Below are 12,817 nucleotides of genomic sequence, written 5' to 3' on the forward strand. Positions count from 1 at the left end.
ATTTTGTTTTATCTACAACGAGTGACCTGAATCAACTGGTCCGAATGATCAAGAAAACCGTCTGTCATCCCAATCACAGCGGTGCTTGATCAGCATAGACAATCAGGTCGCCACATCCGTTAGCCTGGAGTTCTACACATGCATCCCCGCGTCCTTGAGGTCACCGAACGGCTTATCGCCCGCAGCCGCACCACGCGTGAGGCTTACCTTGCATTGATCCGCGGCGCCGCCAGCGACGGCCCGATGCGCGGCAAGCTGCAATGCGCCAACTTCGCCCATGGCGTCGCCGGGTGTGGCAGCGACGACAAGCACAGCCTGCGGATGATGAACTCCGCCAACATCGCCATAGTTTCGTCATATAACGACATGCTCTCGGCGCATCAGCCGTACGAAGTCTTCCCGGAACAGATCAAAAAAGCCTTGCGCGAAATCGGCTCCGTCGGCCAGTTCGCCGGTGGCACCCCTGCGATGTGTGATGGCGTGACCCAGGGCGAGCCGGGCATGGAACTGAGCCTGCCGAGCCGCGAAGTGATCGCGCTGTCCACCGCTGTGGCGCTGTCCCACAACATGTTCGACGGCGCGTTGATGCTCGGCATCTGCGACAAGATCGTGCCGGGCCTGATGATGGGCGCGTTGCGGTTCGGTCATCTGCCGACGATTTTCGTACCGGGCGGGCCGATGGTGTCGGGCATTTCCAACAAGCAGAAAGCCGATGTGCGTCAGCGCTACGCCGAAGGCAAGGCGACGCGCGAAGAGCTGCTGGAATCGGAGATGAAGTCCTATCACAGCCCTGGCACCTGCACCTTCTACGGCACCGCCAACACTAACCAGTTGCTGATGGAAGTCATGGGCCTGCACTTGCCGGGCGCCTCTTTCGTCAACCCGAACACCCCGTTGCGTGATGCCCTGACCCGTGAAGCGGCGCACCAGGTCACCCGTCTGACCAAGCAGAACGGCGACTTCATGCCGATCGGCGAAATCGTCGACGAACGTTCGCTGGTCAACTCAATCGTGGCCCTGCACGCCACCGGCGGTTCGACCAACCACACGCTGCACATGCCGGCCATTGCCATGGCCGCGGGCATTCAGTTGACCTGGCAGGACATGGCCGACCTCTCCGAGGTAGTGCCCACCCTGAGCCACGTGTACCCGAACGGCAAAGCCGACATCAACCACTTCCAGGCGGCGGGCGGCATGTCGTTCCTGATCCGCGAACTGCTGGAAGCCGGCCTGCTACACGAAAACGTCAACACCGTGCTCGGCCACGGCCTGAGCCGCTACACCATGGAACCGTTCCTCGAAAACGGCGAACTGGTCTGGCGCGAAGGCCCGATCGAAAGCCTCGACGAAACCATCCTGCGTCCGGTCGCTCGCGCATTCTCGCCAGAGGGCGGCCTGCGCGTGATGGAAGGCAACCTCGGTCGTGGCGTGATGAAAGTTTCCGCCGTCGCTTTGGAAAACCAGGTCGTCGAAGCACCGGCCATGGTGTTCCAGGATCAGCAGGATCTGGCCGATGCCTTCAAGGCCGGTTTACTCGAGAAGGATTTCGTCGCGGTGATGCGCTTCCAGGGCCCGCGTTCCAATGGCATGCCGGAGCTGCACAAGATGACGCCGTTCCTCGGCGTGCTGCAGGATCGCGGTTTCAAAGTCGCGTTGGTGACTGACGGGCGTATGTCCGGCGCCTCGGGGAAAATCCCGGCGGCGATCCACGTCAGCCCCGAAGCTTATGTGGGCGGCGCTTTGGCGCGAGTGCAAGAGGGCGATATCATCCGCGTCGATGGCGTCAAAGGCACTCTGGAGCTTAAGGTGGACGCCGAAGAATTCGCAGCGCGCGAACCAGCCAAAGGTTTGTTGGGCAACAACATTGGCAGCGGTCGCGAACTGTTTGGTTTCATGCGCATGGCCTTCAGCTCCGCAGAGCAAGGCGCCAGCGCCTTTACTTCTGCCCTGGAGACGCTTAATTGAAACTGGCTTTGGTCGGTGACATCGGTGGTACCAACGCACGTTTCGCGTTGTGGAAAAACCAGCAGCTGGAATCGGTCCAGGTGCTGGCGACGGCAGACCACGCCAGCCCGGAGGAGGCTATTGCGCTTTACCTGAGCGGGCTCGGTCTGGCGCCGGGTTCGATCGGTTCGGTGTGCCTGTCGGTGGCGGGCCCCGTGAGTGGCGATGAATTCAAGTTCACCAACAATCACTGGCGGCTCAGTCGCAAGGGGTTCTGCAAAACCTTGCAGGTGGATCAACTGCTGTTGATCAACGACTTCTCGGCGATGGCGCTGGGCATGACCCGCTTGCAGCCGGGCGAATTTCGCGTGGTTTGCGAAGGCACGCCGGAACCGTTGCGGCCAGCGGTGGTGATCGGTCCGGGCACTGGCCTGGGCGTCGGCACGTTGCTCGATCTGGGCGAGGGCCGTTTTGCTCCGTTGCCGGGGGAGGGCGGTCACGTCGATCTGCCGCTGAGCAGCCCGCGAGAAACCCAGCTGTGGCAGCACATCTTCAACGAGATCGGCCATGTCAGCGCTGAAACGGCGTTGAGCGGCAGTGGTTTGCCGCGAGTCTACAGGGCGATCTGCGCGGTGGACGGTCACACGCCGGTGCTCGACACGCCTGAGGCGATCACAAAGGCCGGGCTGGCGGGCGATCCGATTGCCCTGGAAGTGCTCGAGCAGTTCTGTTGCTGGCTCGGTCGCGTGGCCGGCAACAACGTGCTGACCACCGGTGCACGGGGTGGTGTTTACATCGTTGGCGGGGTGATTCCACGGTTTGCCGATTTCTTCATCGAAAGCGGTTTCGCCCGGTGCTTCGCCGACAAAGGTTGCATGAGCGATTACTTCAAAGGCATTCCGGTGTGGCTGGTGACGGCGCCGTATTCCGGGTTGGTGGGCGCGGGTGTGGCGCTGGATCAGGCTTGAAACCGCGTCGCCTTCATCGCGGGCAAGCCACGCTCCCACAGGATTACCTACATCTGAAAATGTGCGCATAACCTTGTGGGAGCGGGCTTGCCCGCGATGAGGCCCTCACAGACAACATAGATCTTTGATCGATCAGGCATAATCCTCCCCAACACAAACAACAAGGACGCCGCCCCGTGAGCTCAGTCAACAAGTCGATTTTGTTGGTCGATGACGATCAAGAGATACGCGAGTTGCTGGACACCTACCTGACCCGCGCCGGTTTCCAGGTCCGTACCACGCCCGATGGTGCAGGCTTTCGTCAGGCCTTGAACGAGGCGCCGAGCGATCTGGTGATTCTCGATGTGATGCTGCCGGACGAAGACGGTTTCAGCCTCTGTCGCTGGATCCGCCAACACCCGCGCCAGGCCCATGTGCCGATCATCATGCTCACCGCCAGTTCCGACGAGGCCGACCGCGTCATTGGCCTGGAACTGGGCGCCGACGACTACCTTGGCAAACCCTTCAGCCCCCGTGAATTGCAGGCGCGCATCAAAGCCTTGTTGCGCCGCGCGCAGTTCGGTCAGGAGCGTTCCGGCAGCGAAGTGCTGGCTTTCGACGACTGGCGACTGGACATGGTCAGCCATCGACTGTTCCACATCGACGGCGAGGAAGTGATTCTCTCGGGCGCCGATTTCGCGCTGCTGAAACTGTTCCTCGATCACCCTCAGGAAATCCTCGACCGTGACACCATTGGCAACGCCACCCGTGGCCGTGACCTGATGCCGCTCGATCGCATTGTCGACATGGCGGTCAGCCGTTTGCGCCAGCGCCTGCGCGACACCGAAAAACCGCCACGGCTGATCCGTACCGTGCGCGGCAGTGGTTACCAACTGGCAGCCAACGTGGTTGCCAGCAATGGCCACTGAGTTCCTGCGCAAGCTCGCCGGGCAGGTGCCGGTGCCGCGCTCGCTGCTCGGGCGCATGTTGCTGCTGACCCTGCTGGCGGTGTTATTCGCCCAGGCGCTGTCGAGCGTGATCTGGGTCTCGCAATTGCGCGCCACGCAGCTTGAAGGCCTGGTCACCAGCGCTCGCAGCCTGGCTCATTCGATGACGGCCAGCGTCAGTTATTTCCGCTCGTTGCCGGTGGCGTTTCGACCGCTGGTACTCGATCAATTGCGCAGCATGGGCGGCACCCGATTCGTGGTGACGCTCAACGACAAACCCTTGGGGATGGAAGTGTTGCCGATCACCCCGCGCAAAGAAGCGGTGCTCAAAGCGGTGGGCGAAGTGTTGCGCGAGTCGCTGGGTCAGGACATCGACATCTCGGTGACGTTCGTCAGCCCCGAAGACCTGCGGATTTTCAACGGCGGTTTGAAACTCGATGAGTTGCCACGTTCCTGGGCGCATTACGCGTTGACCCTGGAGCCAGTGAACCCGCCGGTGCTGGTCACGCAAATCCAGATGGCACCGGGCGAATGGCTGTACATCGCCTCGCTGTTGCCCGAGCCCTACACCAGTCTTGAAGAGCAAGGCCTGCCGGCGCAGCAGGTCTGGTTCATCGTGCTCACCAGCGGTTTCCTGCTGCTGTTCATCGGCCTGTTAGTGCATTGGCAGAGCCGACCGCTCAAACGATTGGCGCGGGCGGCGCGAGACATGTCTCTGGGTGCGGAAGTCGAACCGGTGGCGGAGGGCGGCGGCAGTGAAGTGGTGGAAGTAGGCCGCGCCTTCAATGCGATGCGCGAGCGCATCAGCCGTTACCTGACCGAACGCAGCCAGTTGTTCAGCGCGATTTCACACGATTTGCGCACGCCGATTACCCGGTTGCGACTGCGGGTGGAATTGCTTGAAGACGAAAAACTGCAAGCCAAATTCGGCCGTGATCTGGATGAGCTGGAGCTGCTGGTCAAGGGCGCGCTGCAGTGCGTGAAAGACACCGACATTCACGAAAACATCGAGCCGGTGGACCTCAATCATGTGCTCGACTGTTTGGTGGAGCCGTATCTGGCACCCAACGGCAATGGCCGCGTGACTCAGCATGGCCGGGCGCTGGCGCCGTATCCCGGTAAACCATTGGCACTCAAGCGTTGCATCGGCAACCTGATCGACAACGCCTTGAAGTATGGGCAGAACGCGCATCTGCACATCGATGACGACGAGAGCGCGTTTGTCCTGCATGTCGACGATGAAGGGCCGGGCGTGCCGGAGCAGCGGCTGGAGCAGGTGTTTGAGCCGCACTTCCGTTTGGCCGGGCAGCAGCAGGGTTATGGCCTGGGGCTGGGGATTGCGCGCAACATTGCCCATAGCCATGGCGGTGAGGTCAGCCTGCAAAACCTGCGTGAAGGCGGGTTGCGGGTGACGTTGCAGTTGCCGCGTAGTGTTGATTAGGAAGACCGCGTTATCGTTCTTCGCGAGCAAGCCCGCTCCCACATTGGATTTGTGTACGACGCAGAACCACTGTGGGAGCGGGCTTGCTCGCGAAGGCGTCAGTCCCTTCAATACATCCCTCAAGGCTAATGTCACAGCTCGGTGACATAACTCGCCCCCTTCGTTACCTGCCCGCCACCGCTCGTTGTTTAGACTGCCCCCAGTCATAACAACAAAAAAGGTACTCCCATGGACACCTTCCAACCCGCCTTCAGCAGTTGGCTGAACGCGCCTGCCCATCAGCAATGGCTTGCCGCCGAAGGCCTGCGCCTGCTGGCATTTGCCAAGGCTGCAAAGCTTGCCGAAGGCTTTGGCAATCTCGATGAAAAGGGTCGCCTGTCGGCCAACGCGCAAGCGGAAACCATGAACACCGCGCGCATGACCCACAGCTTCGCCATGGCCCACATCCAGGGCCTGCCGGGTTTTGCCGAGCTGGTGGATCACGGCATCCAGGCCCTCAGCGGACCGCTGCGTGATGCCAAACACGGAGGCTGGTTCTCCACGCCCGAACACCGTGATGGCAATACCGGCAAAGCCGCTTACCTGCATGCCTTCGTGGCGTTGGCCGCGAGTTCTGCGGTGGTCGCTCAGCGTCCCGGCGCACAAGCCTTGCTCGACGATGCGATCCATATCATCGACACCCATTTCTGGTGCGAGGAGGAGGGCGCCATGCGTGAATCCTTCAACCGCGACTGGAGTGAAGAAGAAGCCTATCGCGGCGCCAACAGCAACATGCACGCCACAGAAGCCTTTCTCGCCCTGGCCGATGTCACCGACGACAACCGCTGGCTGATTCGCGCGCAGCGCATCGTCGAGCGTGTCATTCACGATCATGCCGCGGCCAATGACTATCTGGTGGTCGAGCATTTCGACCGCGACTGGCAGCCGCTGCGCGACTACAACCACGACAACCCGGCCGACGGTTTCCGCCCTTACGGCACCACGCCGGGCCATGGTTTCGAATGGGCGCGGCTGTTGCTGCATCTTGAAGCGGCGCGGGGGCAGGCCGGGATACTCACGCCGGGTTGGCTCGCCACCGATGCGCAAAAACTCTTCGAGCACAATTGCCGTCACGGCTGGGACGTCGACGGTGCGCCGGGCATTGTCTACACCCTCGACTGGGACAATCGCGCGGTGGTTCGCCATCGCCTGCACTGGACGCACGCCGAAGCCAGTGCCGCCGCCAGTGCGCTGCTCAAACGCATCGGTGATGAGCAATACGAGCACTGGTACCGACTGTTCTGGGGATTTTGTGACAGTCATTTCATTGACCGTTGCGATGGCAGCTGGCATCACGAACTCGATCCGCTGAACCGTCCGAGCGCCGATATCTGGGCCGGCAAACCCGACCTGTATCACGCCTGGCAAGCCGTACTGATCCCGCGCCTGCCGCTGGCGCCGAGCATGGCCACTGCGCTGGCGCAATTGTGCCAGAGCGCTCCTGTGTAACCATGTGGTGACATTCGCGCGTCCCTTCGTTACCTGCGAAGGGGCATCCCCTGTTTAGAATCCTATGCAGCGCAAGCACCAGACTTGCATGCATAACAACAAGAAAGGTACTACTAGATGAATGCGATTTCTCGCCTCGCTACTGTCATTTCTCTCGCTTCGTTGCTTCCCGTTGCTGCATTCCCAATCAGTGCCCTTGCCGCCGATGCCAAAGGTTCGGTGGAAGTCGTTCACTGGTGGACGTCTGGTGGTGAAAAAGCGGCCGTCGATGTGCTCAAGGCCCAAGTCGAAAAAGACGGCTTCACCTGGAAGGACGGCGCAGTCGCCGGCGGTGGTGGCTCCACGGCCATGACCGTACTCAAAAGCCGCGCAGTGGCCGGTAACCCGCCGGGCGTTGCCCAGATCAAAGGTCCGGACATCCAGGAGTGGGGCAGCACAGGCCTGCTCAGCACCGACACCCTCAAAGACGTTTCCAAGTCCGAAGGCTGGGATAACCTGCTGATCAAGAAAGTCTCCGACACCGTGAAATACGAAGGCGATTACGTCGCCGTGCCGGTGAACATCCACCGCGTCAACTGGCTGTGGATCAACCCGGAAGTCTTCAAGAAAGCCGGGATCGAAAAAGCGCCGACCACCCTCGAAGAATTCTATGCCGCTGGCGACAAACTGAAAGCCGCCGGCTTCATCGCGCTCGCTCACGGTGGCCAGCCTTGGCAAGACAGCACCGTGTTTGAAGACGTGGTGCTCTCGGTCATGGGCGCTGACGGTTACAAGAAAGCCCTGGTCGACCTGGACCAGAAAACCCTCTCGGGCCCCGAGATGGCCAAGGCCTTCACCGAGCTGAAAAAAATCACCGGCTACATGGACCCGAACCGCGCCGGTCGTGACTGGAACATCGCAGCCGCCGACGTCATCAACGGCAAGGCCGGCATGCAGATGATGGGTGACTGGGCCAAGAGCGAATGGACCGCCGCGAAGAAAGTCGCGGGCAAGGACTACCAGTGCGTGCCGTTCCCGGGCACTGAAAAAGCCTTCACCTACAACATCGACTCGATGGCTGTATTCAAGCTCAAAGCCGATCGCAAAGGCGACATCGCCGCTCAACAAGACCTGGCCAAGGTCGCTCTGGGCAAAGACTTCCAGAAAGTCTTCAGCATCAACAAAGGCTCGATCCCGGTGCGTACCGACATGCTTAACGACATGAGCGCGCTGGGCTTCGATTCTTGCGCTCAAGCGGCGGCCAAGGATTTCCTGGCTGACGAGAAGACTGGCGGCCTGCAACCGAGCATGGCGCACAACATGGCCACATCCCTGGCCGTGCAGGGCGCGATCTTCGATGTGGTGACCAACTTCATGAACAACAAGAACGCTGACCCGGCCAAGGCCAGCGCGCAACTGGCATCGGCTGTCAAAGCTGCCCAGTAATCCCTGACACATATCTGAGAGCGTTCCCCTGTAGGAGCGAGGCTTGCCCGCGAAAGCAGTCTGACATTCAACACATTTGTCACCTGTTACACCGCCTTCGCGGGCAAGCCTCGCTCCTACAAAGGATCGCTCTGTGATTCTCACTTCTTCACCTGGATTATCCCGATGAGCTCTGTGGCGGTTTTCAGCAAAGCCTCACCGTTCGACGCATTGCAGCGCTGGCTTCCCAAGCTGGTTTTGGCGCCAAGCATGCTGATCGTCCTGGTTGGTTTTTACGGTTACATCATCTGGACATTCGTACTGTCCTTCACCAATTCCAGCTTCATGCCGAGCTACAAGTGGGTCGGCCTGCAGCAATACATTCGCCTGATGGACAACGATCGCTGGTGGGTCGCGAGCAAGAACCTCGCGGTGTTCGGCGGCATGTTCATCGGCATCAGCCTGGTGCTAGGCGTGTTCCTCGCGGTGCTGCTGGATCAGCGCATTCGCAAGGAAGGCTTCATCCGCACCGTTTATCTGTACCCGATGGCGCTCTCGATGATCGTTACCGGTACCGCGTGGAAATGGCTGCTCAACCCAGGCCTGGGTCTGGACAAGATGCTGCGTGACTGGGGCTGGGAAGGCTTCCGTCTCGACTGGCTGGTGGATCAGGATCGCGTGGTGTATTGCCTGGTGATCGCCGCCGTGTGGCAAGCCTCCGGGTTTGTGATGGCGATGTTCCTGGCCGGCCTGCGTGGCGTCGATCAATCGATCATCCGCGCGGCGCAAGTCGACGGTGCGAGCCTGCCGACCATCTACTTGAAGATCGTACTGCCGAGCCTGCGCCCGGTGTTCTTCAGCGCTTTCATGATTCTCGCGCACATCGCGATCAAGAGCTTCGACCTGGTGGCGGCGATGACCGCGGGTGGCCCGGGCTATTCGTCCGACCTGCCGGCGATGTTCATGTACTCCTTCACGTTCAGCCGTGGCCAGATGGGCATTGGTTCGGCGAGCGCCATGATGATGCTCGGCGCGATCCTGGCGATTCTGGTGCCGTACCTGTACTCCGAATTGCGAGGCAAACGCCATGAGTAATCAACTCGGAAAACCGGCCATCAGCTTCAGCCGTATAGCCATCTACGCAACCCTGTTGCTGGCCGCCGCGATCTATTTGGTCCCGCTGGTGGTGATGCTGCTGACCAGTTTCAAATCCCCGGAAGACATCCGCACCGGCAACCTGCTGAGCTGGCCGCAAGTGATTGACGGCATCGGCTGGATCAAGGCCTGGGACAGTGTCGGCAGCTACTTCTGGAACTCGGTGAAAATCACCGTGCCGGCGGTATTGATCTCTACGTTCATCGGTGCCATGAACGGCTACGTGCTGTCGATGTGGCGCTTCCGTGGTTCGCAACTGTTCTTCGGCCTGTTGTTGTTCGGCTGCTTCCTGCCGTTCCAGACCGTACTGCTGCCAGCCTCGTTCACCCTCGGCAAGATCGGTCTGGCCAACACCACCACCGGCCTGGTGCTGGTGCACGTGGTTTACGGTCTGGCGTTCACCACGCTGTTCTTCCGCAACTACTACGTGAGCATTCCGGATGCGCTGGTCAAGGCGGCGCGGCTGGATGGCGCAGGCTTCTTCACGATTTTCTGGAAGATCCTGCTGCCGATGTCGATCCCGATTGTGATGGTCTGCCTGATCTGGCAGTTCACGCAGATCTGGAATGACTTCCTGTTCGGCGTGGTCTTCGCCAGTGGCGATGCCCAGCCAATTACCGTGGCCCTGAACAACCTGGTCAACACCAGCACCGGGGCCAAGGAATACAACGTTGATATGGCCGCCGCGATGATCGCCGGGCTGCCGACACTGCTGGTCTACATATTCGCTGGCAAGTATTTCCTGCGTGGGCTGACGTCCGGCGCGGTCAAGGGGTAGAACATGGCAACTCTCGAATTACGCAACGTCAACAAGACCTACGGTGCCGGTTTGCCGGACACCCTGAAAAACATCGAACTGAAGATCAATGACGGTGAGTTCCTGATCCTGGTCGGTCCATCGGGCTGTGGCAAATCCACCTTGATGAATTGCATTGCGGGACTTGAAAACATCAGCGGCGGGGCGATCCTGGTGGACGACGCCGACATCAGCGGCATGAGCCCGAAAGATCGCGACATCGCCATGGTGTTCCAGTCTTACGCGCTGTACCCGACCATGAGCGTGCGCGACAACATCGCGTTCGGCCTGAAGATTCGCAAAATGCCCACCGCCGAAATCGACGAAGAAGTCGCTCGCGTAGCCAAGCTGCTGCAAATCGAACACCTGCTGAGTCGCAAACCGGGTCAGCTCTCCGGTGGTCAGCAACAGCGCGTGGCCATGGGCCGGGCGCTGGCGCGGCGGCCGAAGATTTACCTGTTCGACGAACCGCTGTCCAACCTCGACGCCAAGCTGCGGGTCGAGATGCGCACCGAAATGAAACTGATGCACCAGCGCCTGAAAACCACCACGGTCTACGTGACCCACGACCAGATCGAAGCGATGACCCTGGGCGACAAAGTGGCGGTGATGAAGGACGGGATCATTCAGCAGTTCGGCACGCCAAAAGACATCTACAACAACCCGGCCAACCTGTTCGTGGCGAGCTTCATCGGTTCGCCGCCGATGAACTTTATTCCTCTGCGTTTGCAGCGAAAGGAAGGGCGATTGGTAGCGCTGCTCGACAGCGGTCAGGCGCGCTGCGAATTGCCGCTGGGCATGCAGGACGCCGGGCTCGAAGACCGGGAAGTGATTCTCGGCATGCGCCCGGAGCAGATCGTGCTGGCGGGCAGCGAGCCGAATGGTTTGCCGACCATTCGTGCCGAAGTGCAGGTCACCGAACCGACCGGTCCCGACACCCTGGTGTTCGTCAATCTCAACGACACCAAAGTCTGCTGCCGCCTGGCACCGGACGTCGCCCCAGCCGTGGGCGAGACCCTGACTTTGCAATTCGATCCATCGAAAGTGCTGCTGTTCGATGCCAAGACCGGTGAACGCCTGGGGGTGGCCGGCCTGCCAAAAACCGAAGCTCACAACGCCAACGTAGCCCAGTTCAAAGGCAGATAAAGATCAAATGTGGGAACGGGCTTGCTCGCGAAAGCGGTCTGACATTCAACAGTGATGTCGACTGACACACCGCCTTCGCGAGCAAGCCCGCTCCCACAGGGGGATTCGCGGCAAATGGGGACATCTGCCGCAATCGATGTAAACCGCGTTAGATAAAAACAGTTAATAACAATAAAGACGAGGATGTAGGGATGAAGAAGAAGAATAACGCTCAGCTTATCTGCCAGTTGTCAGCGATTGCGGCAATGATGCTGGCCGGTAGCGTACACGCGGCTGACGCGTTCAGTGCTGACTCGCAGTGGATGACCGGGGATTGGGGCGGCGAGCGGACCAAGCTGATCGAACAAGGGATCGACATCAAGGCCGACTACGTCGGTGAAGTGGGCGCCAACCTGCATGGCGGCTACAACGACGACAAGACGGCACGTTACGCCGACCAGTTTGGCTTGGGCGTGGCGCTGGACCTTGAAAAACTGTGGGGCTGGGATAACACCCAGGCCAAGATCCAGCTCACCAACCGTAATGGTGAGAACATCTCCAATGATCGTGTCGGCGACCCGCGTGCCGGCACCTTGAGTTCCTCCCAGGAAGTCTACGGCCGTGGCCACATGGTCCGTCTGACTCAGTTGTGGATCAAGCACCAGTTCCTCGACGGTAAACTGGACGTCAAGGCCGGTTACTTCGGCGAAGGCGAAGACTTCAACACCTTCCCTTGCGAGTTCCAGAACCTGGCGTTCTGCGGTTCCCAAGCGGGTAACTGGGCGACCAACATCTGGTACAACTGGCCGGTCATGCAGGCGGCAGTTCGCGTGAAGTACAACATCACGCCAGAGTTCTATGCACAGATCGGCGCGTACAACCAGAACCCGTCGCAACTGGAGCACGGTAACGGCTTCAAGCTCAGCGGCAGTGGTACCAAGGGCACCGTCTTGCCGGTCGAACTGGTCTGGTCACCGAAGGTCAACAACCTGCCGGGCGAATACCGTGTGGGTTACTACAAGAGCACGGCCGATGCCGATGACGTCCGTAAAGACGACAACGACAATGACGCAGCGACCACAGGTAACTCCTATCGCAGCCACGACAGCAAGCATGGCTACTGGTTTGTGGCGCAGCAACAACTCACCACCCACAACGGTGATGCTTCACGCGGTCTGAACATCGCGGCCAACGCCACCTTCCACGACAAGGACACCAACATCGTCGATAACTACCAGTCGCTGATGTTTGTGTACAAGGGCCCATTCGACGCACGTCCAAAAGATGACGTCGGGATCGGTTTTGCCCGTATCCATGTCAATGATGACGTGAAGAAAAACGCCGAATTGGTCAACGCCGCCAATGGTGTCAGCGACTACAACGATCCGCTGTTCGCGCCGTTGCGTTCCACCGAGTACAACTACGAAATCAACTACGGCTTCCACGTTACCAACTGGCTGACCGTCCGTCCTAACCTGCAATACATCACTCACCCGGGCGGTGTGGATGAAGTCGACAATGCTCTGGTGGCCGGTCTGAAAATTCAGTCGGTGTTCTAACGCTGTTGCGA

The 12,817-nt window shown here is 60.0% G+C and carries 10 protein-coding genes; all 10 read left to right on the forward strand.

Features of this window, described 5'->3' with window-relative positions; genetic code table 11:
* The first annotated feature begins 138 nt into the window (after positions 1-138).
* Entirely contained in the window at positions 139-1,965 is a 1,827-nt protein-coding gene (gene edd / locus TU81_RS14100; protein ID WP_008072944.1) for a phosphogluconate dehydratase, read from the forward strand.
* Complete coding sequence (locus TU81_RS14105; protein WP_038981977.1) at positions 1,962-2,912, forward strand: glucokinase; 951 nt, start codon at positions 1,962-1,964, stop codon at positions 2,910-2,912. Before edd ends, TU81_RS14105 begins: the two co-directional genes overlap by 4 nt.
* Before the next feature lie 176 nt (positions 2,913-3,088).
* Positions 3,089-3,820: a response regulator gene (locus TU81_RS14110; protein WP_008006907.1), complete on the forward strand. Its 732-nt coding sequence runs from the start codon at positions 3,089-3,091 to the stop codon at positions 3,818-3,820.
* Positions 3,810-5,279, forward strand: coding sequence for an ATP-binding protein (locus TU81_RS14115; protein WP_038981978.1), 1,470 nt, complete (start codon positions 3,810-3,812; stop codon positions 5,277-5,279). Before TU81_RS14110 ends, TU81_RS14115 begins: the two co-directional genes overlap by 11 nt.
* 228 nt (positions 5,280-5,507) lie before the next feature.
* Complete coding sequence (locus tag TU81_RS14120; protein WP_048395664.1) at positions 5,508-6,767, forward strand: D-mannose isomerase; 1,260 nt, start codon at positions 5,508-5,510, stop codon at positions 6,765-6,767.
* Positions 6,768-6,884: 117 nt separating this feature from the next.
* Positions 6,885-8,192 carry an ABC transporter substrate-binding protein gene (locus TU81_RS14125; protein ID WP_048395666.1) on the forward strand — a complete coding sequence of 436 codons (1,308 nt, stop codon included), beginning with the start codon at positions 6,885-6,887 and terminating at the stop codon, positions 8,190-8,192.
* A gap of 165 nt (positions 8,193-8,357) precedes the next feature.
* On the forward strand, positions 8,358-9,266 hold the full coding sequence (locus TU81_RS14130) for a carbohydrate ABC transporter permease (RefSeq protein WP_007902369.1): 909 nt from the start codon (positions 8,358-8,360) through the stop codon (positions 9,264-9,266).
* On the forward strand, positions 9,259-10,104 hold the full coding sequence (locus TU81_RS14135) for a carbohydrate ABC transporter permease (RefSeq protein ID WP_030131859.1): 846 nt from the start codon (positions 9,259-9,261) through the stop codon (positions 10,102-10,104). Before TU81_RS14130 ends, TU81_RS14135 begins: the two co-directional genes overlap by 8 nt.
* Positions 10,105-10,107: 3 nt before the next feature.
* Positions 10,108-11,268, forward strand: coding sequence for an ABC transporter ATP-binding protein (locus TU81_RS14140; protein ID WP_048395668.1), 1,161 nt, complete (start codon positions 10,108-10,110; stop codon positions 11,266-11,268).
* Positions 11,269-11,459: 191 nt separating this feature from the next.
* Positions 11,460-12,806, forward strand: a complete 1,347-nt coding sequence (locus TU81_RS14145) for a carbohydrate porin (protein WP_048395669.1) — start codon at positions 11,460-11,462, stop codon at positions 12,804-12,806.
* Positions 12,807-12,817: the final 11 nt, after the last annotated feature.

The organism is Pseudomonas lini (genome assembly GCF_001042905.1).
GTDB lineage: Bacteria > Pseudomonadota > Gammaproteobacteria > Pseudomonadales > Pseudomonadaceae > Aquipseudomonas > Aquipseudomonas lini.

What these genes read in the sequence shown, in the direction of transcription:
- edd (WP_008072944.1), top strand. Translation starts at nt 139, where the DNA reads ATGCATCCCCGCGTCCTTGAGGTCACCGAACGGCTTATCGCCCGCAGC.
- TU81_RS14115 (WP_038981978.1), top strand. Translation starts at nt 3,810, where the DNA reads ATGGCCACTGAGTTCCTGCGCAAGCTCGCCGGGCAGGTGCCGGTGCCG.
- TU81_RS14120 (WP_048395664.1), top strand. Translation starts at nt 5,508, where the DNA reads ATGGACACCTTCCAACCCGCCTTCAGCAGTTGGCTGAACGCGCCTGCC.
- TU81_RS14125 (WP_048395666.1), top strand. Translation starts at nt 6,885, where the DNA reads ATGAATGCGATTTCTCGCCTCGCTACTGTCATTTCTCTCGCTTCGTTG.
- TU81_RS14130 (WP_007902369.1), top strand. Translation starts at nt 8,358, where the DNA reads ATGAGCTCTGTGGCGGTTTTCAGCAAAGCCTCACCGTTCGACGCATTG.
- TU81_RS14135 (WP_030131859.1), top strand. Translation starts at nt 9,259, where the DNA reads ATGAGTAATCAACTCGGAAAACCGGCCATCAGCTTCAGCCGTATAGCC.
- TU81_RS14140 (WP_048395668.1), top strand. Translation starts at nt 10,108, where the DNA reads ATGGCAACTCTCGAATTACGCAACGTCAACAAGACCTACGGTGCCGGT.
- TU81_RS14145 (WP_048395669.1), top strand. Translation starts at nt 11,460, where the DNA reads ATGAAGAAGAAGAATAACGCTCAGCTTATCTGCCAGTTGTCAGCGATT.